22 protein-coding genes are annotated in these 23,271 nt (G+C 62.9%); 10 read left to right on the top strand and 12 right to left on the bottom strand.

Features of this window, described 5'->3' with window-relative positions:
* Positions 1-34: 34 nt before the first annotated feature.
* From FA94_RS17820 to kdsD, 6 genes are all read right to left on the bottom strand, one after another.
* The gene (locus FA94_RS17820; protein WP_035553560.1) at positions 35-1,549 is read right to left on the bottom strand and encodes an RNA polymerase factor sigma-54; all 1,515 of its coding nucleotides are present in this window, start codon (positions 1,547-1,549) and stop codon (positions 35-37) included.
* A gap of 184 nt (positions 1,550-1,733) precedes the next feature.
* The gene (gene lptB / locus FA94_RS17815) at positions 1,734-2,519 is read right to left on the bottom strand and encodes an LPS export ABC transporter ATP-binding protein (protein WP_035553558.1); all 786 of its coding nucleotides are present in this window, start codon (positions 2,517-2,519) and stop codon (positions 1,734-1,736) included.
* Positions 2,516-3,187 (bottom strand): lipopolysaccharide transport periplasmic protein LptA, encoded by a 672-nt coding sequence (gene lptA, locus FA94_RS17810; RefSeq protein ID WP_035553555.1) that lies wholly within the window; start codon positions 3,185-3,187, stop codon positions 2,516-2,518. The genes lptB and lptA overlap by 4 nt, the downstream gene beginning before the upstream one ends.
* A gap of 20 nt (positions 3,188-3,207) precedes the next feature.
* Positions 3,208-3,816 carry an LPS export ABC transporter periplasmic protein LptC gene (gene lptC, locus FA94_RS17805; protein ID WP_035553553.1) on the bottom strand — a complete coding sequence of 203 codons (609 nt, stop codon included), beginning with the start codon at positions 3,814-3,816 and terminating at the stop codon, positions 3,208-3,210.
* Complete coding sequence (locus tag FA94_RS17800) at positions 3,813-4,373, bottom strand: KdsC family phosphatase (RefSeq protein ID WP_035553550.1); 561 nt, start codon at positions 4,371-4,373, stop codon at positions 3,813-3,815. The genes lptC and FA94_RS17800 overlap by 4 nt, the downstream gene beginning before the upstream one ends.
* A complete protein-coding gene (gene kdsD, locus FA94_RS17795; RefSeq protein ID WP_035553549.1) occupies positions 4,373-5,356 on the bottom strand; it encodes an arabinose 5-phosphate isomerase KdsD in 984 nt (327 codons plus the stop codon). Before kdsD ends, FA94_RS17800 begins: the two co-directional genes overlap by 1 nt.
* Positions 5,357-5,517: 161 nt before the next feature.
* Here kdsD and FA94_RS17790 point away from each other — a divergent pair, with 161 nt between their 5' ends.
* The 5 genes from FA94_RS17790 (at position 5,518) to purU (ending at position 10,744) form a co-directional block, all read left to right on the top strand.
* A complete protein-coding gene (locus FA94_RS17790) occupies positions 5,518-7,521 on the top strand; it encodes a monovalent cation:proton antiporter family protein (protein WP_035553547.1) in 2,004 nt (667 codons plus the stop codon).
* A 98-nt stretch (positions 7,522-7,619) separates the two neighbouring features.
* Positions 7,620-8,186 (top strand): adenine phosphoribosyltransferase, encoded by a 567-nt coding sequence (locus FA94_RS17785; RefSeq protein ID WP_035553545.1) that lies wholly within the window; start codon positions 7,620-7,622, stop codon positions 8,184-8,186.
* Positions 8,187-8,286: 100 nt separating this feature from the next.
* Positions 8,287-8,901: a LysE family translocator gene (locus FA94_RS17780; RefSeq protein ID WP_035553542.1), complete on the top strand. Its 615-nt coding sequence runs from the start codon at positions 8,287-8,289 to the stop codon at positions 8,899-8,901.
* 58 nt (positions 8,902-8,959) lie between these two features.
* Positions 8,960-9,811, top strand: coding sequence for an NUDIX hydrolase (locus tag FA94_RS17775; protein WP_035553539.1), 852 nt, complete (start codon positions 8,960-8,962; stop codon positions 9,809-9,811).
* A 63-nt stretch (positions 9,812-9,874) separates the two neighbouring features.
* Positions 9,875-10,744, top strand: a complete 870-nt coding sequence (gene purU, locus FA94_RS17770; protein WP_035553537.1) for a formyltetrahydrofolate deformylase — start codon at positions 9,875-9,877, stop codon at positions 10,742-10,744.
* A gap of 113 nt (positions 10,745-10,857) precedes the next feature.
* On the opposite strand, the gene FA94_RS17765 is transcribed toward purU, so the two are convergent.
* From FA94_RS17765 to uvrA, 3 genes are all read right to left on the bottom strand, one after another.
* A complete protein-coding gene (locus FA94_RS17765) occupies positions 10,858-12,093 on the bottom strand; it encodes a PepSY-associated TM helix domain-containing protein (RefSeq protein WP_035553535.1) in 1,236 nt (411 codons plus the stop codon).
* Between the two features lie 207 nt (positions 12,094-12,300).
* On the bottom strand, positions 12,301-13,386 hold the full coding sequence (locus FA94_RS17760; protein ID WP_035553533.1) for an AI-2E family transporter: 1,086 nt from the start codon (positions 13,384-13,386) through the stop codon (positions 12,301-12,303).
* 34 nt (positions 13,387-13,420) lie between these two features.
* Positions 13,421-16,294, bottom strand: coding sequence for an excinuclease ABC subunit UvrA (gene uvrA / locus FA94_RS17755; RefSeq protein WP_035553528.1), 2,874 nt, complete (start codon positions 16,292-16,294; stop codon positions 13,421-13,423).
* A gap of 321 nt (positions 16,295-16,615) precedes the next feature.
* Here uvrA and FA94_RS17750 point away from each other — a divergent pair, with 321 nt between their 5' ends.
* Positions 16,616-17,803, top strand: a complete 1,188-nt coding sequence (locus FA94_RS17750) for an MFS transporter (protein ID WP_176059166.1) — start codon at positions 16,616-16,618, stop codon at positions 17,801-17,803.
* A gap of 122 nt (positions 17,804-17,925) precedes the next feature.
* Positions 17,926-18,474 (top strand): single-stranded DNA-binding protein, encoded by a 549-nt coding sequence (locus FA94_RS17745; protein WP_035553525.1) that lies wholly within the window; start codon positions 17,926-17,928, stop codon positions 18,472-18,474.
* A 318-nt stretch (positions 18,475-18,792) separates the two neighbouring features.
* Here the strand turns inward: FA94_RS17745 and FA94_RS39765 are convergent, their stop codons facing one another.
* Positions 18,793-18,921, bottom strand: a complete 129-nt coding sequence (locus FA94_RS39765) for a hypothetical protein (RefSeq protein WP_286166017.1) — start codon at positions 18,919-18,921, stop codon at positions 18,793-18,795.
* Between FA94_RS39765 and FA94_RS17740 the strand changes: the two genes are divergently transcribed.
* Complete coding sequence (locus FA94_RS17740; RefSeq protein WP_035553524.1) at positions 18,920-19,276, top strand: DUF4148 domain-containing protein; 357 nt, start codon at positions 18,920-18,922, stop codon at positions 19,274-19,276. The two genes, FA94_RS39765 and FA94_RS17740, sit on opposite strands and share 2 nt — an antisense overlap.
* Before the next feature lie 240 nt (positions 19,277-19,516).
* On the top strand, positions 19,517-20,242 hold the full coding sequence (locus tag FA94_RS17735) for an alpha/beta hydrolase (protein ID WP_408305722.1): 726 nt from the start codon (positions 19,517-19,519) through the stop codon (positions 20,240-20,242).
* Between the two features lie 88 nt (positions 20,243-20,330).
* Here FA94_RS17735 and FA94_RS17730 read toward each other — a convergent pair whose 3' ends face one another.
* Positions 20,331-20,789, bottom strand: coding sequence for an Lrp/AsnC family transcriptional regulator (locus FA94_RS17730; RefSeq protein ID WP_035553518.1), 459 nt, complete (start codon positions 20,787-20,789; stop codon positions 20,331-20,333).
* A 276-nt stretch (positions 20,790-21,065) separates the two neighbouring features.
* Here FA94_RS17730 and FA94_RS17725 point away from each other — a divergent pair, with 276 nt between their 5' ends.
* Positions 21,066-22,139, top strand: a complete 1,074-nt coding sequence (locus FA94_RS17725; protein ID WP_035553517.1) for a Leu/Phe/Val dehydrogenase — start codon at positions 21,066-21,068, stop codon at positions 22,137-22,139.
* Positions 22,140-22,283: 144 nt separating this feature from the next.
* Here FA94_RS17725 and FA94_RS17720 read toward each other — a convergent pair whose 3' ends face one another.
* Positions 22,284-23,084, bottom strand: a complete 801-nt coding sequence (locus FA94_RS17720; protein WP_035553514.1) for a bestrophin-like domain — start codon at positions 23,082-23,084, stop codon at positions 22,284-22,286.
* Between the last annotated feature and the right edge of the window lie 187 nt (positions 23,085-23,271).

Here is a 23,271-nt window from a genome sequence, read left to right as displayed (position 1 = left end):
CGGCCGGTAAATGCCCGCCACGGAAGGCGACGGGCTACAGAGACTTGCGCAGGTTGACTGCCGGAATCTTGAGTGCTTCGCGATACTTCGCCACAGTGCGGCGCGCGACCACGAAGCCCTGTTCCGCCAGCAGTTCGGCTATGCGGCTGTCTGAAAGAGGAGATTTCGGGTTTTCCGCTCCTATCAGTTGCTTGATGAGCGCACGGATCGCCGTTGAAGACGCCGCGCCGCCCGTGTCAGTCGAAACGTGTGATCCGAAGAAGTACTTAAATTCAAGCGTCCCGAATGGGGTCAGCATGTATTTACCGGTTGTCACACGCGAGACAGTTGACTCGTGTAGGCCTAGCGTATCAGCAATTTCCCGCAAGACCAAGGGGCGCATAGCAATTTCGCCGTGGACAAAAAAGCTCTTTTGACGTTCCACAATAGCTTGCGCAACCCGCAGGATGGTCTCGAAACGCTGCTGGATATTTTTGATCAACCAGCGCGCTTCCTGCAGTTGCTGGCGCAACGAACCGCTACCCGGATCGCCCCGGTTATTGCGCAGAATATTGGCGTACAGATGATTGATACGCAGCTTCGGCACGACTTCCGGATTCAGTTCGGCCTGCCAGCCCTGCGCCGTTTTACGCACCATGATGTCGGGCACCACGTAGTCCGCTTCGGCTTTGCCGTAGGCGGCGCCGGGAAACGGCTCGAGCGAGCGGATCAGCACGTGCGCGTCGCGCAGGTCGTCGTCGTTGGCCTTCAGGTGTTTGCGCAGACGTGTGAAATCGCGAGCCGCGAGCAGTTCCAGATGGTGAGCCACGATGTCGAGCGCGAGCGTACGCGTAGGCGACGTGTCGAGCCGGAGCAATTGCAGCTTCAGACATTCGGATGCCGAGCGCGCGCCCACACCTGCCGGGTCGAAGCTATGCAGCAGCGCTAGCGCGGCATTCAGTTCGTCGGTGTCGACTTCGAGTTCGTCGGGCAGATCGGCGAGCACTTCGTCGAGCGTGGCGGCGAGATAGCCGTCGTCGTCGAGCGATTCGATCAGGAACGTGATCAGCGCGCGGTCGCGTTGACCCGCCTGGGTCACGCGCAATTGCGCCATCAGATGATCGCGCAGCGAGGTACTGGATTCGTGAATTTGCAGCGGCGGCAGATCGTCGTCGTCCGACGCGTTGCCGGAGCGGCCGTAGTCGTCGAGATTCCATTGCGACGCGTCGCCGTTGCTGTCGCCCGAGAGGCCGTTGTATTCGTCCACGCCTTGCGGCTCGCCATTCTCGGCGCGCTCGCTGCTGCTGGACGATGACGACGTGTTGCCGCCCATCTGGTCCGGCGGTGCGGATGAATTGGGCGCTTGCGCGATCAGCGAGCCGTCCGCCGCCACGCGCAACGGGCTCGCGATCCAGTCGTCCTCGTTTTCGAGGAGCGGATTCTGCGAGATCGCCATTGCGACTTCCTGCTGCAGTTCGAGCGTAGACAACTGAAGCAGCCGGATGGACTGCTGCAGTTGTGGCGTCAGCGCAAGATGCTGCGATAGGCGGAGTTGGAGGCTGGCTTTCATGGCAAGTTGAGATTCATTGTAGAGAGTTTGCCACGACCGCGATACATTGCGACATTCGCAATTACGCGTGCGCCCGTTTTCGGCGGCGCCGGGCGCGAACGGCCCGGGTCAGGATGCGGATGTGCGGTTGCCGCAAAGGGACTGGCGTATGCGCGTTGGCATAGCCGGCGTGTCCCTTGTGTGCTTACATGCGGAAGTGCTCGCCCAGATAGACGCGCCGCACGCTTTCGTTTTCGATGATGTCGCTCGGCGCGCCGGAAGCCAGCACGCTGCCGTCGCTGATGATGTACGCGTGATCGCAGATGCCGAGCGTTTCGCGCACGTTGTGGTCGGTGATCAGCACGCCGATATTGCGCTGCTTCAGAAACTTAACGATCTTCTGGATTTCCAGCACCGCGATCGGGTCGACGCCCGCGAACGGTTCGTCGAGCAGAATAAAGCTCGGATTGGTGGCCAGCGCGCGCGCGATTTCAACCCGGCGACGTTCGCCACCCGACAGCGACAGCGCCGGATTCTGGCGCAAATGCGCGATCTGCAACTCGTCGAGCAACGCTTCGGTGCGGCTCGTGATGGTGTCTTTGCTGAGCCGCTTGCCGTTGTCTTCGTGCTGCAACTCCAGCACCGCGCGAATGTTTTCTTCGACGGTGAGCTTGCGGAACACGGAAGCTTCCTGCGGCAGATACGATAAGCCCAGCGAAGCGCGTTTGTGGATCGGCAGCAGGCTGATCGACTTGCCGTCCAGATCGATTTCACCGGCGTCGAGCGGCACGAGGCCGACGATCATGTAGAACGAGGTCGTCTTGCCGGCGCCGTTAGGCCCAAGCAGACCGACCACTTCGCCGCTTTTCACGTCGAGCGACACGTCTTTGACGACCGTGCGCGAACCGTAGCGCTTCTTCAGATTACGTACCACCAGCGAGCTGCTGGTGCCGGCCGGCTTGCGATTGGGGAGGGACGCGGAGGTGCTCACTGATTCGGCGCTCCCTGGATCGAGGTGGACGGCGCGAGCGTGGCCGATGCGCCGTTCAGCGGCGCGGCGCCGCCATTGCGCGGCGACAGCATGGCGCGCACGCGGCCGCTCGGATTACCCGGGCCGGCGACGTCTTTGCCCGCCTTCGCGGTGTAGAAGTCGTTCTGGCCGTCATAGGTAATGACGCTGCCGTGCACCTGGTCCATCACGGTGGCGAGGCCTTGCAGGCGCTTCACGGTTGCATTCGTGGTGAGCGTGGTCAGGTCCTGCTTGCCGTCGTAGTCGATGCGGATCGCCGTGCCTTCGATGTACTCGTCGAGGCCTTCACGCTTCTGGCGGAAATACGACAGATTGCCGCCGCTCGACGTGCCGGTAGCGTACTGATAGCCCTGCGGGTCTTGCGTCACTTCGACGCGATCGGCCTTGATCACGATCGTGCCTTTGGTGGCGACCACGTGGCCGGTGAAGATGTTGACCTGCTTGAGGTCGTCGTAAGTCATGTTGTCCGCTTCGACGTTCAGCGGCTTGTCCTTGTCGGCGCGGTCCGCGTGCGCAAGCGGCGCGAAGCCGGCGAGCGGCAACGCGACGAGCAGCGCAGCGAGTCCGGCGCGCCACGCGGACAAAGCGCGCGAGCGGCCGGTATCAAAACGGGGGAACGATTCGTTCATGCAGTCACGCCTGGAATAGATTACCCGGGTTGCTTGGGCGAGCTGCCACCGGCTTCGGACGGCGCGATCGCGCCTTTCACGTTGCCGAACAGCTTCATCACCCGGGTGACGTTGTTGTAATTCATGCCGCTGGCAGTCATCACTGACATGCCGCGCTGAAGTTTAACCGGCTTTTCAGTCTCGATCACATCGTCGTTGACCAGCACCTTAAAATGCGCCGAATCGGCCTGCATCTGCGGATCGCCGTAGCCGGGCGCCCGCAGAATACGCGCATTGCCGTACAGATCGACGATCGAGGCGTCGCCATTCACCGTGCCGGTGTCGCCGGTCGCGGTGACGATCGGCTTGCCGGGCTGGAACGCGCGCATGGCCGGCTTGACGAGGTCGCTCAGTTCGTCGTCTTCGTAATGAATCAGCGATTCAGCGGTCAGACGGTATTGCGTCGAGCCCGACTGATCGAGTTCGGAGACCGAGAAGTTGTCCGCGAAGTAGTCGGGCGTGTGTTCTTTGGGACGCACCACGCCTTCGTTCTGCCGCGGCAGGGTGGCCTGCAGCAGCCACCAGGTGATACCGGCGAGCGCGGCCATGGCCACCAGCGGGATCAGCGAAGTCAGGCGAAACTGGTTCATCCGACGAGGCCTCGCTGTTCGCCGCTACAGGCTGCCGCGAGCAGCGCTTCATATTTGTGCTGGGCGCGCAGCAGCGTGTCGACGACTTCACGCGCCGCCCCGTGGCCGCCGCGTGCCTCGCTCACCCAATGCGCGCGCGCGATCACTTCAGGATGCGAGTTGGCGGGCGCTGCCGCGAAGCCGACCTTCAGCATGACCGCGAGATCGACCCAGTCGTCGCCCATGTAGCCGCATTCTTCCGCCGTCAGGCCGGTCTGCTGGAGCAGGTCCGCGAAGGCCGCCGGTTTGTCCTGCACGCCTTGATAGACGTGCGTGACGTTCATTTCTTTCGCCCGCACCGCGACGATGCCCGACTTGCGCCCGGTGATGATCGCCGTGTCGATGCCCGCTTGGCGCAGCAGCTTCATGCCGTGGCCGTCCATCGAGTGGAAGCCTTTCATCGTGTCGCCTTCCGCTGTGAACAGCAGGCCGCCGTCGGTGAGTACACCGTCGACGTCGAAAATCATCAGCTTCACGCGGCTTGCGCGTTCGGTAGCGGTCACAGGGGCGATGGCCATCAGATCACCTTCTTCGAGAACAGGTCGTGCATGTTGAGTGCGCCGATCAGCTTGCCTGCTTCGTCGACGACCAGCATCTGATTGATGCGGTGGCGCTCCATCAGTTCCACGGCTTCCACCGCGAGGTGGTCCGGGCCGATGGTGCGCGGACCGGCTGTCATGACCGAGGCGATCGACAGGCCGCGGAAATCGCCGTCGCGTTCGAGCACGCGGCGCAAGTCACCGTCGGTGAAGATGCCGGCAACACGGTCTTCGTGATCGACGATCGCGGTCATGCCCATGCGCTTGGCGGTCAACTGGAACAGCGCGTCGCGCACGGTGGCCTCGGGCGTGACCTTCGGCACCTGGTCGCCGGTGCGCATCACGTCGCGGACATAAGTGAGCAGGCGGCGGCCGAGCGCGCCGCCCGGATGCGAGCGCGCGAAGTCGTCGCGGCCGAAACCGCGCGCGTCGAGCACTACGACCGCGAGCGCGTCGCCGAGCGCGAGCGCGGCGGTGGTGCTGGCGGTGGGCGCAAGATTCATCGGACAGGCTTCTTTTGCCACCGCGGAATTCAGGTGCACGTCGGCCAGTTGTGCGAGACTCGACGACGGACGTCCGGTCATTGCGATCAGCTTCGCGCCGAGCCGCTTGATGAGCGGCAGGATCGCCACGAGTTCTTCGGTTTCGCCGGAATTGGACAGCGCGATAAACACGTCGTCGGCCGTGACCATGCCGAGGTCGCCGTGACTGGCTTCCGCGGGATGCACGAAGAACGCCGGTGTGCCGGTACTGGCGAGCGTGGCCGCGAGCTTGCGCGCCACGTGGCCGGATTTGCCGATGCCGGAAACGACTACGCGCCCACGGCAGCCCAGGATGAAATCGACCGCCCCGACGAAGCCTTCGTCGAGTTGATCGCGAAGCGCGCGCACGGCGTCCGCTTCGATGTCGAGCACGTCACGAGCGAGCGTGAGTGCCCGGTCGCCATTGATTTTCGCTATCATTCGCGGAGTATAGCAAAGGCGCTTGTTCGCCGCGCCGGGCCTGCTGTGCCAAGCCGCTGCCTTTATTGCTGTTTTTTACGGCCCCTCAACCTTGTCGCACGGCGTTTTGCGTGCGCGGTTCCGCTGACGAACGAGGACGCTTTACCGATGCGTTTTTGCCGATGATTTCCCCCCTCGAAATGACGCTGTTCCTGCTGCTGGCATCGGTGGCGGGCGTGGTGATCTTTCGCTTTCTGAATCTTCCGCCGATGCTCGGCTATTTGTCGGTGGGGATCGTCGTCGGGCCGCATGCGTTCGGTTTGATCCCCGACTCGGCCGGCGCGCAGAACCTCGCCGAATTCGGCGTGGTGTTCCTGATGTTTTCGATCGGGCTGGAGTTTTCGCTCGCCAAGCTGCGTGCCATGCGCCGGCTCGTGTTCGGCCTCGGCCTGTTGCAGGTGATCGGCACGATCGTGGTGGCGGTCACGCTCGGCTTCGTGCTGGAGCGCTGGGTGCATATCACGTGGCAGGCGAGCGTGGCGCTGGGCGGCGCGCTGGCCATGTCGTCGACGGCGATCGTCAGCAAGATGCTGGCGGAGCGGCTCGAAATCGAAACCGAACATGGCCGCAATATCTTCGGCGTGCTGCTGTTCCAGGATCTGGCGGTGGTGCCGCTGTTGATCGTGATCGCGGCGCTCGGCGGCGATTCGAAAGACCTGGTGAGCGCGCTCGGCCTCGCGTCGATCAAGATCGTCGTGGCGTTGGCGCTGTTGCTGATCGTCGGACAGCGCTTCATGACGCGCTGGTTCAACGTGGTCGCGCGGCGCCGGTCGCAGGAACTGTTCATTCTCAATCTGCTGCTGGTCACACTCGGCTCGGCGTTCATCACGGACAAATTCGGTTTGTCGCTCGCGCTCGGCGCGTTTATCGCCGGTATGTTGATTGCCGAGACGCCCTACCGGCATCAGGTGGAAGAGGACATCAAGCCGTTTCGTGACGTGCTGCTGGGGCTGTTCTTCGTCACCACCGGCATGCTGCTGAATCCGCGTGTGATCTGGGAGCATCCGTTTATCGTGCTCGGCTTTCTGGTCGGGCCGATCGTGCTGAAAGCGGTGATGGTGACGGGGCTGTCGCGCCTCTTCGGCGCGTCGCCGGGTGTGGCGATGCGCACCGGTATCGGCCTCGCGCAAGCCGGCGAGTTCGGCTTCGTGCTGCTGAATCTGATTCTCGACAAGCATCTCGTCGACGCCACGTTGCTGCAGGCGATTCTCGCGGCGATGCTGCTGTCCATGCTCGCCGCGCCGTTCCTGATCCAGAACGCGGATCGGATCGTGCTGCGTCTGTCTTCCACTGAATGGATGATGCAGTCGTTGCAAATGACGCGCATCGCCACGCAGAGTTTGAAGCAGAGCGGTCACGTGATCATCTGCGGATACGGCCGGGCCGGGCAGAATCTGGCGCGCATGCTTGAACATGAAGGACTTTCGTACGTCGCGCTCGATCTCGATCCCGATCGCGTGGCGGCTGCCGCCGCGGCCGGTGAATCGGTTGTGTTCGGCGACGCGGGGCGGCGCGAATCGCTGCTCGCCGCCGGTATCCATCGCGCGGCCGCGATTGCGATTACCTACGCGAATACGCCGTCCGCTTTGCGCGTGCTGCACAACATTCACGAACTGGAGCCGACGCTGCCGGTGATCGTACGCACCGTCGACGACGCCGATCTGGAAAAGCTGCTGGCCGCCGGCGCGACCGAGGTGATTCCGGAAATCGTCGAAGGTAGTCTGATGCTGGCGTCGCACACGCTGGTGGTGATGGGTGTGCCGATGCGGCGCGTGGTGCGGCGGGTCGAGGAAATGCGCGACGAACGCTACGCGCTGCTGCGCGGTTATTTCCACGGCGCCGACGACGTGGAAGACGACGACGGCCACGAACAGGTGCGGCTACAATCGGTGCCGGTCGACGAAAATGCCGACGCCGTGGGCCGCACGCTGGCCGAATTGGGTCTGTTCGAACTAGGCGTCGAAGTCACGGCGATTCGGCGGCACGGCATTCGCGGCGTCGAGCCGGACCCGTCCACCAAGCTGCGCGCGAGCGACATCGTGGTGTTGCGCGGTTTGCCCGAGCAGTTGGCGAGCGCCGAGGAACGGTTGTCGAAGCACCGCCGCGCGGGCGCCGCCGCGGCATAGGCGCGTGCGGCGGACCTGCCTGGATTGCACTGACGGTCCCGCCCGACCACCCCGATTTCGCTTTTCATCGGACCTGACAGGGTCCATCCGGAGACACCATGTCCAACGCGCTCCCGAGCGCGCCGCTCGATGCGGCCGACTACATCAAAAGCCACATTCGCACGGTGCCCGACTGGCCGCAACCGGGTGTGCAGTTCCGCGACATCACGCCGTTGCTGCAGGAGCGCAAGTCGTTGCGCGTGCTGATCGATCTGTTCGTGCAGCGCTATATCGACGCGAAGCTGGACTACATTGCCGGGCTCGATGCACGCGGTTTCATCATCGGGCCGATTCTCGCGTATGAGCTGAACCTCGGCTTCATTCCGATCCGCAAGGCGGGCAAGCTGCCGTACAAGCGGGTTTCGCAATCGTACGAACTCGAGTACGGCAGCGCGACCGTCGAGATTCACGAAGACGCCTGCAAGCCGGGCGACCGCGTCGTGATCGTCGACGATCTGATCGCCACCGGCGGCACGATGCTGGCCGGCAAGATGCTGCTCGAGCGGCTCGGCGCGGTCGTGGTGGAAGGCGCGGCGATCATCGATCTGCCTGAACTCGGCGGCTCGAAGCTGCTGCGTGACGGCGGCTTGCCGCTTTATACGGTGACGGGATTCGACGGTCACTGAGCCGTTGTAGTGAGTTTGCCGCGAACCGTGCTTCGCGCTGTGCGTTGAACCACGCGTTGAACCAGCTTCTTTCCTGAACACCATCACGAAGGTCAGAACGATGCCCAACTTCCTGCTGTTTCTCGCCACGTCGATCGCGATCACCATGGCGCCCGGTCCGGACAATCTGCAAGTGCTCGCACGCGGCATTTCCCAAGGCCGCGCGGCGGGGCTCGTCGCCGCACTCGGCTTCGCGGCCGGCATCACGTTCCACACCACGCTGGCCGCGCTGGGCGTCGCCGCGTTGCTGCGTTCGTCGCCGGTTGCGTTCGAGGTGATCAAGCTGGCCGGCGCCGCCTATCTGGTCTGGATCGGCATCAAGGCGCTGCGAAGCCAGGGCCTCGCGACCGCACACGAACGCGCGCCGCAGCCGTTGTCTGCCGTGTTTCGCCAAAGCGTGCTCGGCAATCTGCTGAATCCGAAAGTGACGTTGTTCTTCGTCGTGTTCCTGCCGCAGTTTGTGAAGCCGAACGGCACGCAAAGCGTCACGCTGCAGATGCTCGAACTCGGCGTGCTGTTCATGTTGCAGACCGTGGTGGTGTTTTCGCTGTTCGGTGTGTGCGCGGGGATGATCGGCGGCTGGTTGAAGCGCCGGCCGCGTGTGGGCGTGTGGCTCGACCGCCTGGCGGGCGCGACCTTCATTGCGATCGGGATTCGCGTCGCGCTGCGCGATTGAACACGCGATTGAACACGCGCTCGACGCGTGACTGAACACAGTTAGTCTGGAGTTTTGCATGACCTTGCCTTCCCTCGTCGCCGCGCGCCGCTTTGACCAGCACGCACATTTGCCGTTCTGGATCGACGCCGAACAGGTCGGCTGGATTCGTTCGAGCGATGTGCCCTTGCTCACGCGCTGGCCCGATGTGTTCGAGATCGACAGTGCGCGCGTGACGCTCACGTCCGTGTTCAACACGGTCGATCTGCGCAGCGCGGCGCTCGGCTCCGTGATCGACGCACTCGCCGCTGAAGGCCGCATTCCTGGCTGGCGCAACGAGACCTACGCGATCCGCAACGCGTTCGACGCGCCGCCGCTCGCGTATATCGAGCGCGCGGCGTCGCGTTTCTTCGGCACGCAGACCTACGCGGTGCATCTGAACGGCGTCGTAGAATATGCGGATGGTGGCGCGCCGCAGTTGTGGATCGCGCGTCGCAGCGACACCAAGGCGACCGATCCGGGCATGCTCGACAATGTCGTCGCGGGCGGGATCGGCTGGGGCTTCGGCGTCGAGGCGACGATCATCAAGGAGTGCTGGGAAGAAGCCGGCATTCCCGAGGAAATCGCCGCGCGCGCCGTGGCGGGCCGTACCGCGCATGTGCTGCAATCGTTGCCGGAAGGCACGCAGGCCGAACAGATTTTTATCTACGACCTCGCGTTACCCGCCGATTTCACGCCGCGCAATCAGGACGGCGAAGTGGGCGAGCATCGCCTCGCACGCATCGACGAAGTCGCGCGCTGGATCGAAGAAGACGCCATGACGGTAGACGCAAGCCTCGCTACGCTGGACTGCCTGCTGCGCCGCCGCTGGATCGACGAAGAAGCGTGCGCCGGTATCGAAGTCCTGTTCACGCCGCCGGTGCTTGCATAAGATAGACGCTCGCGTCGCACACACTGAATAAACCACGCATTGAAGAAGGGAGTCATCCAGGTCATGTCGACCGATCACAGCTTTATTCTCAAACTATCGTGCGCCGACCGGCCCGGCATCGTCCATGCGGTATCGGGCTTTCTGTTCGAGCGTGGCAGCAATATTCTCGACTCCGCGCAGTTCGGCGACAGCCGCACCGGCGAGTTCTTCATGCGCGTGCATTTCCAGCAGGTGGGCGGCGATCCGGGTCTGGAAGCGCTGCGCGCGTCGTTCCTGACGCTCGCTGAGCAGTTCGGCATGCGTTGGGAGTTGCACGACGCGTCGGTGAAGCCGCGCGTGGTGATCATGGTGTCGAAGATCGGCCATTGCCTGAACGATCTGCTGTTCCGCTATCGCACCGGTCAATTGGGTATCGAGATCGCCGCCATCATCTCGAACCACAAAGAGTTTTATCAGCTCGCCGCCAGCTACGACGTGCCGTTCCATCACTTCCCGCTGATGGGCGCGACGCCCGACGCGAAGGCCGCGCAGGAAGCGCGCGTGCTCGAAGTGATCGACGAGCATCAGGCCGACCTGGTGGTGCTCGCGCGCTACATGCAGATTCTGTCGCCGAAAATGTGCGAGGCGCTGGCCGGCCGCGCGATCAACATTCATCACTCGTTCCTGCCGAGCTTCAAGGGGGCGAAGCCGTATTACCAGGCGTTCGACCGCGGCGTGAAGCTGATCGGCGCGACCGCCCACTACGTGACGACGGATCTCGACGAAGGTCCGATCATCGAGCAGGAAGTGGAGCGTGTGGACCACAGCATGACGCCGGAGCAACTCACGGCGATCGGCCGCGACGTCGAATGCGTGACGCTTGCGCGTGCGGTGAAGTGGCACGTCGAGCATCGCGTCGTGTTGAACGGCAGCAAGACGGTGGTGTTTCGCTAGAAGCGGTTGATGTGCTGGCAAGGCGAGGACCCAGCGTGCCTCTCCTCTGCAACGCTGCCGTTAGCTCAGGCAGCAAACAAAATGCGCCGGATGATTCCGGCGCATTTTTTGTTTCAGGACTGCGCGGCCGAGCGGCCCGTATCCCGCGCGACATCCGCGTTCCGTGTGTTCTGCGACGAACGCCGCCGTGCATTCAGCTTCTTCAGCCAGATCAGCAGTCCCGTCGCGCTCAGCACGGCGACGGCGATACCGACCGCGCTAATCAGAATCCGTCCACCCAGGCCGAGAATGCGTCCGGAATGTAGCGGGAATTGCACCTGCGTGAAGATATCGCCGGCCGTGCCCTTGCCTGGAATCAGCTTGCCGAGCGGCTTGCCGGTGGCGGCGTCCCAATACATCCACGGGTTGCCCAGGCCGATATCGCCGTGGTCGTTACCCGGCGTATAAAAGCCCACGCCGTATGCGTGCAGGAATTCCGCGTAGTACACGCCGCCCGGCGGCGCCTTCAGGTTCTGCGCTTTGCCGGCCTCGTCAGCCAGTTGCACGATGCGCTCGCGGCTCAACACCGGGTCGCCGGGTTGCGGCGGGCGCAGAATTTCCGGGTTGTCGATCGGATTCGGTGTGAGCTTCGAGAACATCGACACCACCGGCCGCACCACCGGCCCGGACAGATTCATCGACACCGAGGTCAGCGCGACGATCACCAGCAGCCCCCAGATCCAGACGCCGCCGGAGCGGTGCAGGTCGAAGGTGAGCGCATAGCCGCCGCGCTTCAGGCGAAACGCGAACGACTTGCGCCATGCCTTGAAACTCGGAAACGACAGCCACAGCGCAATCACGCTATCGAACAGCCAGATGATGCCGACGATGCCCATCAGCCACGTACCGGTGTCGACGCTGCCGGTGAACGGCAGTTGCAGCGTGTAGTGGAATTTGTAGATGAACGGGATCAGGTTGATCCGCGCGAGCGAGACGACGCCCCATTCGCGGCGGCCCTGGATTTCGCCGGTGGCGGGGTCGACGGCGATCTGGGTGAAGTCGAGCGGGTAGGGCTGTTTAGTCGCGGGATCGATGCGCGGCAGCACCATCATTTGCAGCGTATGGCCGGGCTCGGCGACGAGCGGCAGATACGTGACCTGCAAACGCGGGTCCGCGGCTTCCACACGCCGCGCCAGTTCCAGTCCCGACAGCGCCGGCGCGTCGGTATGAGCCTTGAAGAACGATGGATTCAGCGCCGCATCGAGTTCATGGTCCCACGCGATGATCGCGCCGGTGAGGCCGGCCAGGAATAGAAACAATGCGGTGGCAACGCCGAACCAGCGATGAAGGCGAACGAACTGGCGTCTCATGCGCAAGCCGGCAGGGCGAGGAGAAACGGCGGGCGGAATATCACGACGAAGACTGGGCGTAAATAGGAATTGTTCGCATCTTACGGGAAACTTGCAATGGGCAGCAAGGTTCCCGTCGATGCTTCGCCCAAAAAAAGCGGCACCGAAGTGCCGCTCTCTCCTGCATCCTGCGTCTCGCAAGGCGGCCCAGCTGCCCGCGAGCTGGCATCAAACCAGCCGCAAGTAAATCAGTTCCCGCTTGATATACGCGTAGAAAATCGGTGCGGCGACCACGCCGGGAATCCCGAACGCGGCTTCCATCACCAGCATCGCGATCAGCAGTTCCCACGCGCGCGCCTCGATCTGGCCGCCGACAATCCGCGCGTTCAGGAAGTACTCGAGCTTGTGAATCAGGATCAGGAACACGAGCGACATGACCGCCGCCGGAAAGCTCACCGAGAGCGCCACCGCGACGATGATCGTATTCGAGATCAGATTGCCGATCACCGGCAGCAAGCCGACGATGAACGTGACCAGCACCAGCGTTTTCGACAGCGGCAACGTGTCGTGGAAGATCGGCAGGATCACCAGCAGGAAGATGCCGGTGAAGGTCGCATTGATTGCGGAGATCTTCACCTGTGCGAACACGATGCGGCGGAACGCGTCGGCGAACCGCGTGACGCGCGTGACGAACGCCGTGGACAACGGCAGCCGGTTCATATGCTTCTGCGCGCCGACCGCGATGATCGCGCCGATGATCATGCCGATCAGAATATGCGTGAACGCGCGCGCCGCCGTCTTGCCGCTTTGAGACAGCATGTTGGCGTGCGTGGTCATCAGTTCGGTGGCCCGGCTCTTCATCTGCTCGGTGTCGACCGGCAGATAGTTGGCGATGAACTGCGGAATGCGGCCGCGCGCCTCGTCGACGAGCTGCATGGCCTGGTCGAGCAGGTTCTGCACGCTCGGCACGTCGTTCTCGAAATGCGCGATGATGCCGAGCGTGAGCCCGGTCAACGCGCCCACGATCACCACCGACAAAAACACCACCGCGAGCCAGCGTGCCCGCTTGCTCGACATGTGACGCTCGATGCGCGGCGCGATGGTATGCACGAGCTGGAACACCAGCAGCCCGGCGAGCAGCGCGCCGAGCAGCCTGAGTTCGATCACCGCCCACATGCCGAACAGCATCAGCGCATAACTGCCGATTTCGACCGCCGAAAGTTTCGGCAGACTCATGTCGCTAGTCAGCCTGACCGGGCGTGGGCGTAGGTCCTGCACTTGCCCGTCGTCGCGCGCCTGATTCCGCTTGGCCATGGCTTATTCCGTCTCCAACCCGTGAAGTGCAGCGTTACTTTTTGCTGGCAGCCCGTTTCAGCAAGGGCGCCAGATACTTTCCGGTAAAACTTGCTTTCGACTTCGCCACCTGCTCCGGCGTGCCTTGGGCAATGATCTGACCGCCACCCGCACCGCCTTCCGGACCGAGGTCGATGACCCAGTCGGCGGTTTTTATTACATCGAGATTATGCTCGATGATCACGACAGTATTACCCTGGTCGCTTAACCGATGGATCACTTCCAGCAGCAGCGCGATATCGTGAAAGTGCAGGCCGGTGGTCGGCTCGTCGAGAATGTATAGAGTGCGACCCGTGTCGCGCTTGCTCAGTTCCAACGATAGTTTCACCCGCTGCGCCTCGCCGCCCGACAGCGTGGTCGCCGACTGGCCCAGGCGGATATAGCCCAGACCCACGTCCAGCAAGGTTTTCAGCTTGCGCGCGACGACCGGCACCGGCTTGAAGAACTCGTACGCGTTCTCCACCGTCATATCGAGCACTTCGCTGATGTTCTTGCCTTTGTATTGCACGTCCAGCGTTTCGCGGTTGTAGCGCTTGCCGTGGCAGACGTCGCAAGGCACGTACACGTCCGGCAAAAAGTGCATCTCGACCTTCAGCACGCCGTCGCCCTGGCAGGATTCGCAGCGGCCGCCCTTGACGTTGAACGAGAAACGGCCCGGATCGTAGCCGCGTTCTTTTGCCGCAGGCACGCCCGAGAACAGTTCGCGGATCGGTGTGAAGAGGCCCGTGTAGGTGGCCGGGTTCGAGCGCGGCGTGCGGCCGATCGGCGACTGGTCGACATTGATGACCTTGTCGAAGTGCTCGAGGCCCTCGATCGACTCATACGGCGCCGGTTCCGTGGACGACCCGTACAGGTGATGCGAGACCGCGTGATACAGCGTGTCGTTGATCAGCGTCGACTTGCCCGAGCCGGACACGCCGGTTACGCAGGTCAGCAGGCCGACCGGCAGATCGAGCGACACGTGCTTCAGATTGTTGCCGTACGCCTCGACGATGCGCAGACGCCGTTCGTCCGGCGCCTTGCGTTCGTCCGGATACTCGATGTTGAGCGCGCCGGACATGTACTGCCCGGTCATCGACGCCGGGTTCGCCTGCACCTGTTTCGGCGTGCCTTCGGCGATCACCATGCCGCCGTGTTCGCCCGCGCCCGGTCCCATGTCGACCACGTAATCGGCCATGCGGATCATGTCTTCGTCATGCTCGACGACGATCACCGAGTTGCCCAGATCGCGCAGATGCTTGAGCGTGGCGATCAGCCGGTCGTTGTCGCGCTGATGCAGGCCGATGGACGGCTCGTCCAGCACGTACATCACGCCGGTCAGGCCCGAGCCGATCTGCGAGGCGAGGCGAATGCGCTGCGCCTCGCCGCCCGACAGCGTTTCCGCGCTGCGTTCGAGCGACAGGTAATCGAGCCCGACGTTATTCAGGAACATCAGCCGCGCGACGATTTCCTTGACCACCTTGTCGGCGATCTCGCGCTTCGAGCCTTCGAGACGCAGCGTCTGGAAATAGCCGAGCGCGTCGCGCAACGGCCAACCGCTGATTTCGAAGATGCCGCGCGCGTCGCTGTCCGAGCCGATCCGCACGAAGCGCGCTTCGCGGCGCAGCCGCGTGCCGGCGCAAGCGGGGCAGGACTGGTTGTTCTGATACTTGGCGAGTTCTTCGCGCACCGCGACCGAATCGGTCTCGCGGTAACGCCGTTCCAGATTCGGAATGATCCCTTCGAACACGTGCTCGCGCACCGACGTGCGCCCGCGTTCGTTGATATACGAGAACGGAATCTCCTGCTTGCCCGAACCGAACAGCAAGATCTTGCGGACCTTCTCCGGCAGATCTTCGACCGCCATGTCGATATCGAACTCGTAGAACGCCGCGAGACTCTGCAGCATCTGGAAGTAGAACTGGTTGCGCCGGTCCCAACCCTTCACCGCGCCGGCCGCGAGCGACAGCGACGGATGCGCGACCACCCGCTTCGGATCGAAGAAGGTGATCTGGCCCAAGCCGTCGCATTCCGGGCACGCGCCCATCGGATTGTTGAACGAGAAAAGCCGCGGTTCCAGTTCCTGCAGCGAATACGAGCAGATCGGGCAGGCGAACTTCGAACTGAACAGCTTCTCTTTGTCGGTGTCCATTTCGAGCGCGATCGCGCGGCCGTCGGCGAGGCGCAGTGCCGTTTCGAACGATTCGGCGAGGCGCTGCTTCATATCCGGCCGCACCTTCAGACGGTCGACCACGACGTCGATAGTGTGCTTGTCGTTCTTTTTCAGTTTCGGCAGCGCGTCGACTTCATAGATCTTCGCGACGCCTTCATTCGCGGTGCCGCCGCCCGAGCGCACGCGGAAACGGATAAAGCCCTGCGCCTGCATTTCCTCGAACAGTTCGACGTGCTCGCCCTTGCGGTCGGCCACGACCGGCGCGAGGATCATCAGCTTCGTTTCTTCCGGCAAGGCGAGTGCCGCGTCGACCATCTGCGAGACGCTTTGCGCCTCCAGCGGGATTTCGTGGTCCGGACAATACGGCGTGCCGACCCGGGCGAACAATAGCCGCAGATAGTCGTGAATTTCGGTCACGGTGCCGACCGTGGAGCGCGGATTGTGCGAGGTCGCTTTCTGCTCGATCGAGATTGCCGGCGAGAGGCCTTCGATCAGATCGACGTCCGGTTTTTCCATCAACTGCAGGAACTGGCGCGCATAGGCCGAAAGACTTTCGACGTAGCGCCGCTGTCCTTCCGCATAAAGCGTGTCGAACGCCAGCGACGATTTGCCCGAGCCCGAAAGGCCCGTGATGACGACGAGCTTGTGACGTGGAAGATCGAGGTTGACGTTCTTCAGGTTGTGGGTGCGAGCCCCACGAATGCGGATTTGTTCCACGGATTTATTCCATGAACTGGCGGAAAGAGGAAGGGGCTAAACCTGCTACTATAACGACTTTTCAAGACCGCCGTTACGGCTTCCTGACAGGCTGAAGAAGCACTGAGGCAAGCTGTAAGGCAGCGGTTCAGCGCCGCGGGGAAGAGGTCTAACTGGGGCCGTTCCTCGTGAGTACAAGGCACCGCGAGGCGTCAGTGGGAGTGCTGCAAGGCCGTCGGCTCGAACGCCGCGCCGCATGCTTCCCGCCGTCCGACGGCAAGCCGCCCGCTGGTGGCCGCTCTTCGGCGGTGTGCCGCCCCGCTCATTCAAAGAACGCTCCCGATGTCCAATCCGTCCGCAACATCCTCACGCATGAGCGCGCCTGAACTGCGCGCGACCGTGTCGCTGGCCGCCATCTTCGCGCTGCGCATGCTCGGTCTGTTCATGATCATGCCGGTGTTCTCGATCTACGCGAAGACCATTCCGGGCGGCGACAACGTGCTGCTGGTGGGCATCGCGCTCGGCGCGTACGGCGTCACGCAGTCCATGCTCTACATCTTTTACGGCTGGGTTTCCGACAAGATCGGTCGCAAGCCGGTGATCGCGATCGGCCTGCTGATCTTCGCGCTCGGCAGCTTCGTCGCGGCGGGCGCGCACGACATGACGTGGATCATTGTCGGCCGCGTGATTCAGGGGATGGGCGCGGTGTCGTCGGCGGTGATCGCGTTTATCGCCGACCTCACGTCCGAAGAGCACCGCACCAAGGCGATGGCGATGGTCGGCGCCAGTATCGGCGTGTCGTTCGCGGTGGCGATTATCGGTGCGCCGATCGTGTTCCAGTGGGTGGGCATGAGCGGGTTGTTCACGCTGGTCGGCATCTTCTCGATTCTGGCGATCGGCCTCGTGTTGTGGGTCGTGCCCGACGCGCCGAAGCCGGTGCATGTGCGCGCGCCGTTCGCCGAAGTGCTGCATAACGTCGAACTGCTGCGTTTGAACTTCGGCGTGCTCGTGCTGCACGCCACGCAAACCGCGCTGTTCCTCGTCGTGCCGCGCATTCTCGAAGCCGGCGGCTTGCCGGTCGCGTCGCACTGGAAAGTTTATTTGCCCGTCATGGGGCTGTCGTTCGTGATGATGGTGCCGGCGATCATCGCCGCCGAAAAGCGCGGGAAAATGAAAATCGTGCTGCTGTCGGCGATCGGTCTTATCCTGATCGGACAGTTGTTATTGGGCGTCGCTCCGCATACGATTCTGAGTGTGGCAGGGATCCTTTTTGTGTACTTTCTCGGCTTCAATATCCTTGAGGCGTCACAGCCTTCGCTGGTGTCGAAACTGGCGCCGGGCACCCGCAAGGGCGCGGCGGCCGGCGTATATAACACCACGCAGTCGATCGGCCTCGCGCTGGGCGGGGTGGTCGGCGGCTGGCTGCTCAAGGTGGATGGGGCGAGCGCAGTATTCTTTACCTGCTCGGGGCTCGTGTTTTGCTGGCTTATAATCGCCGCCAATATGAAACAGCCGCCGCGCAAGGCGTAACTGAACACCCAGAACTCACCCGGCGGCGGGCAGAGGCGCAGTTCTGGTCTCGGGCCTGCCGGCCATGAGACGCGAACCGTGTCGTACCGCGCCGCCCGCAACGGAATCAACAGGAGAAACTCATGGCATCCGTGAACAAGGTCATTCTCGTCGGCAATCTCGGAGCCGATCCGGAAGTCCGTTATCTTCCGAGCGGCGACGCAGTGGCGAACATCCGCCTTGCAACGACGGATCGGTACAAGGACAAGGCGTCCGGCGAAATGAAGGAAGCGACCGAATGGCACCGCGTGTCGTTCTTCGGCCGCCTCGCGGAAATCGTGTCCGAATATCTGAAGAAGGGCTCGTCGGTGTACCTGGAAGGGCGCATCCGGACCCGTAAGTGGCAAGCGCAAGACGGCACCGACCGTTATTCGACGGAAATCGTCGCCGAGCAGATGCAAATGCTGGGCGGCCGCGGCGGCTCAATGGGCGGCGGTGACGAAGGCGGTGGCGGTGGTTATAGCCGTGGCGAGCCGTCGGAACGCAGCGGCGGCGGCGGTGGTGGCGGCCGCGCTGTGTCGGGTGGCGGCGCTTCGCGTGGCGGCAGCGGTGGCGGCGGTGGTGGTGCTAGCCGTCCGAGCGCGCCGGCAGGTGGTGGTTTTGATGAGATGGACGACGATATTCCGTTCTAAACGCAGCCGGCTCACCGGCTGTTGAATACAGGCCGGATAAGCCTTACGTAATCGATCGATTAGGTGAGGCTTATCCGGCCTTTTTCTTTTGTGCCGTCGGCAACGCCGCCGTGCGTTGGGCTCGGTGATCTAACTTGATCACGCCCGTGCAGCTTGTCACCGCCGTGCGCAGCGACTCCGCCTCGCGTACCGCGAACTCCCTCTCCCAGCCTTCCCCACCGCTCAACACCAGCGCATTCCGCGCCCTCCCTGCTGCATTTCGCGACGCATGGCGTCAACCGGTCGCAAGTGGCTGGAGGCAAACCGTCGATACACCGACTATTCGTCTGTCGCACGAATTGATGTGAGGCGCAGGCCGAAAGGCAAGTCGCGGAAAAGAGGTCTACCCACCTCGCGATCGCCAGAAGCCATCAAGCTATTTTCAATTAATAAAGGAATCTTAATCATGTCCAAGATGCTCGTAGGTATCGCTCTCGCCGTCGCCACCCTGGGTGCACCGGTTCTCAGCTTCGCTCAATCGAATGCGCCGCTCACCCGTGCGGAAGTCCGTGCCGATCTGGTTCGTGTCGAACAGGCTGGCTACAGCCCGAACCGCGGCAACGATCTCGACTACCCGGCCGACATTCAGGCAGCCGAAGCAAAGATCGCATCGCAAGGCGATCGGCAACTGGCCATGCAGGCTGTCGGCGGTGTCGCGCAAAACGGCAGCACGGCTTCAGGATCGATGTCCCACACGTCGATGACGATGCACTCGAATTGCGTCGGCCCGGTCAGCTTCTGCAACGTGTTCTTCGGTAGTTAAGTGGCGTGGTGCGCCGATCCTGCGCCCACTGTCATGCGCAGGATCGCCAGCACGATGCACAGAAGAAGGTGGCTTGATAGACCAGCGCGTCGCAAGACTTCGCGTGGTGACGAATCAAGTCAGCTTCTTTTCAAATCCAGTTTGTACCCATTCTTTTCAATGGAGTTCGCCGTGAAGATTTTGCCTTTCGCCGCTTCGATTCTGTCTTTGTCCGCCTGCCTGTTCGCTTCGTCGGTCGCTATGGCGCAAGATGCCAAACCGGCCGCCGCGCCGATCAAAAACATCGTCCTCGTGCATGGCGCGTGGGTGGATGGCTCGGGTTGGAAGCCGGTCTATGACATTCTCACCAAAGACGGCTACCACGTCACGATGGTGCAGGAACCGCTGACCTCGCTCGACGACGACGTCGCCGCGACCAAACGCGTCATCGACCTGCAGGACGGCCCGACCATTCTCGTGGCGCACAGCTACGGCGGCTCGATCATCACCGAGGCCGGCGTCGATCCGAAGGTGACCGGGCTGGTGTACGTCGCCGCCCATGCGCCGGCGGTCGGCGAGGACGAATCGGATCTGGGCAAGCAATACCCGAGCTATACGTCGAAGCAGCCGGGCGCCATCAAGAAGACGGACGACGGCTACACGTACCTGAATCCGGCCGACTTCCCGAAGGATTTCGCCGCCGACCTGCCGCTGAAACAAGCCCAGTTCGAAGCGCAATCGCAGATCCTGACGGCAGCCAAAGTCTTCTCGCAGCCGATGAGCGTCGCCGCCTGGACCACCAAGCCGAGCTGGGGCATCGTCGCGGCCGACGACAAGATCATCAACCCGGACCTCGAACGTTTCTATTACCAGCGTGCGCATAGCCACACCACGGTGCTGGCCGGCGCGAGCCACTCCGTCTACGAATCGCGTCCCAAGGAAGTCGCGGCAGTGATCGAAGACGCAGCGAAGCACGCCCAGCAGTGATGCACCGAGCGGGCAGCGGGACAAGAGGTGATATCGAAAGACACCTCTGTCTCGCTGCCCGTGACCCGCAGCGATTTACCCGACCGCCTCAAACCTCTACCGACACCCCTCGCTTCAAACACCGCAGCGCGAAAATGGACCGGCTGTTCTGAAACCCCGGCAAGCGGTACAGCTTGCGCCGCAAAAACGCCTCATAGCCTTCCGTACCCGCCACCGCGACCTTGATCAGATAGTCGTACTCGCCGGACACCAGAAACGCTTCGACCACTTCCGGCAGATCGATGAGCGCGTCGCCGAAACGCTCCAGCGTGCGCTCGTCGTGTTTGTCGAGCGTCACTTCGATGATCACCGTATCCGGCATGCCGAGCGCCTTCTGATTCAGCAAGGCCGCATACCCTTCGATCACGCCCGCTTCTTCGAGTGCGCGCACGCGGTTCCAGCAGGGCGTCGCCGACAGGCCGACCCGCTCGGCGAGTTTGGCGTTGGACAGGCGCCCGTCCTGGCGCAGTTCGCGCAGGATGCGCTGGTCGATGGCGTCGAGTGGCATGGAGATCCTGGTGGTTGGCGCATTGCAGCATGTGCCGCTAGACGAACCGTCTGCGAAATAAACAAAAAATAGGCAATCATTCTGCCACGGCCGCCAGATCGCCAGATAAACAAAACGAAACCCTCAAATTGTCCGCCTAAACTCTTGCGACCGAGGCGCTTCTCCCGCGCCTCGCGTTGACTCCGTATGCGGCCGCGATCCGGCCGGCATACGGCATCGCGTGCAGCCACCGCTGCGCGCTCCGTTCAAATTACCTGCCCACAAGGAAGGACCCAGATGGACCGACTGACGACCACTGCCGCCGGCACGCTTTTCGGCATTCACGGCGAACCCGCGCACGAACGTATCGTGCTCGCGACCGACGCCCCCACCGGCCTGCAAGCCGTGATCGCCGTGTACAGCACCGCGCGCGGCCCCGCGTTCGGCGGTTGCCGCTACTGGCAGTACGCGTCGGACCACGAGGCGTATAACGACGCGCTGCGTCTGTCGCAAGGCATGGCGTTCAAGAACGCGCTGGCCGATCTGCCGTTCGGCGGCGGCAAGGCCGTGATTCTGCGCAAGCCCGACGCGCTCGACCGCACCGCGATGTTCAAGGCCTTTGGCCGTCTCGTGCAATCGCTCGACGGCATCTACCTGACCGCCGAAGACGTCGGCACCACTGCCGACGACATGCGCGCGGTCCAAAGCGAAACCCGCTACGTGAGCGGCATTCCGCGTTCGGGCGACGTGTACGGCGGCAATCCGTCGCCGCGCACCGCGTACGGCGTGTTCATCGGCTTGCAGGCGGCGGTCGATTCGGCACTGGGCCGCAAGTCGCTCGACGGCGTCTCGGTCGCGGTGCAAGGGCTCGGCTCGGTGGGCTGGGATCTGTGCGAGCGTCTGCATCAGGCGGGCGCGCAGTTGATCGTGTCGGACATCGACGCCACCCGGACCGCGCGCGCCGCGCAGTCGTTCGGCGCACGCGTGGTGGAGATCGCGCAGATCGCCGGCGTGGAAGCGGATGTGTTCGCACCGTGCGCGCTCGGCGGCTCGATCACCGCCGAGGTCGCCGCGCATTGCCGCTTCAAGGTGATCGCGGGCGGCGCGAATAATCAGTTGATGTCGCTCGCGGAAGGCGACGTGCTGCATCAACGCGGCATTTTCTACGCACCGGACTTTCTCGTGAACGCGGGCGGCATTATCAGTTGCGTGCGCGAATATCTGGGCGACGCGGAAGAAGCGTCGGTACTCGCCGAAGTCGCGCAGATCGGCCCGCGCGTGTTTGAACTCGCCGGCCGTGTCAGCGCGACGGGCGTTGCGCCAGCGCGCGCGGCGGTCGCATGGGCGCGTGAAAAGATGGTTGCCGCCTGAGGCTGCGTCAAAGTTAGCGCTAGCAACTAGCGCTTACGTCAAATGAAGTAACGCGGCCTTGCGTTCAGCCAGCCGGCGAGAACGCAAGGCCGCCACTCCGCCACTCCCCGGCCGCGAAATCTTCGCCAGCAAACTCTGCGCCGTTCACTGACTCAGATGCCCCAGCGCATCGCGCATCGGCTGACTGGACACCACGATCGGCCCGGTGAACGGCGTATCCAGATCGACAATCACATACACCGCCGACGCAATCGACACCGCTCCCAGGCAAATCGTGACGAGCGCCAGCGCATTGCGCGGCGCGATCAGGCCGAAGCTCAGAAAAATCACGCCGAGCCAGAATGTCAGCGTGGTGAAAAACGGCTGCGAAATCGAACTGTGCGCTTCTTCGATGATTTTCCAGCGCGCGTCGACGACCCGCCTGTATTGCGACAAACCATCTTCAAGCGTGCGTTGTTGCGGCGGATCGTGCGCGCGCAGTTGCCGCAATTCCCGTCCCACCGCGGTCAGCATGTCGCCGAGCCGCACGTTCTCCAGTTTTTGCGAGTTGTCCTGCGTGCCGACGTCCTTCGGATAGTCGCCGCTCGGCGCCGGCTCGCCGGGCCAGGTCGACGCGATGGCCGCCGCCGTGTACTGGCGCAACAGATCCCGGGCGCGGCTGGTGTCGGCGCCGTATTCGCGCAGGGTCGTGTCGAACTCGATCAGATCGGCCGCATAGGTGCGCAGATCGTTCGACGTGGTATCGAAGCTCGCCTTCGCGGACGCCGTCATCAAGCCGAGTACCAGCGCGGCGAACGTCACCAGCATGCCGATCACCAACTGGATCAGTTGCACGGTTTCGTGCGCTTTATGTTCCTCGGGCAGCAGCGGGCGCACCCACACACCGATACCGGTCGTGCCGAGCAATAAAAGAAAGACCAGTAAAGCCGAGCTTATTTCCGACATGGTCATGCTCCGAAGACACGCGCCTCGTCACTGTCCGTCAACTCCGCTGCGGCGGCTAGCCGGGTAGTCCCGCAAACGCCTTGCGCGAATAGCGCTCCGCTGCCGCCAATAGGTTGATGCATCGCAAACGCTTGCGCTATTCACCATAAAGTTTTTTGTAAACCGGCCGTTGTCCCTTTGTGTGGCA

Origin of the sequence: Burkholderia sp. 9120 (assembly GCF_000745015.1) — a bacterium.
Taxonomy (GTDB): domain Bacteria; phylum Pseudomonadota; class Gammaproteobacteria; order Burkholderiales; family Burkholderiaceae; genus Paraburkholderia.
This window is presented reverse-complemented; position numbering and strand designations above follow the sequence as displayed.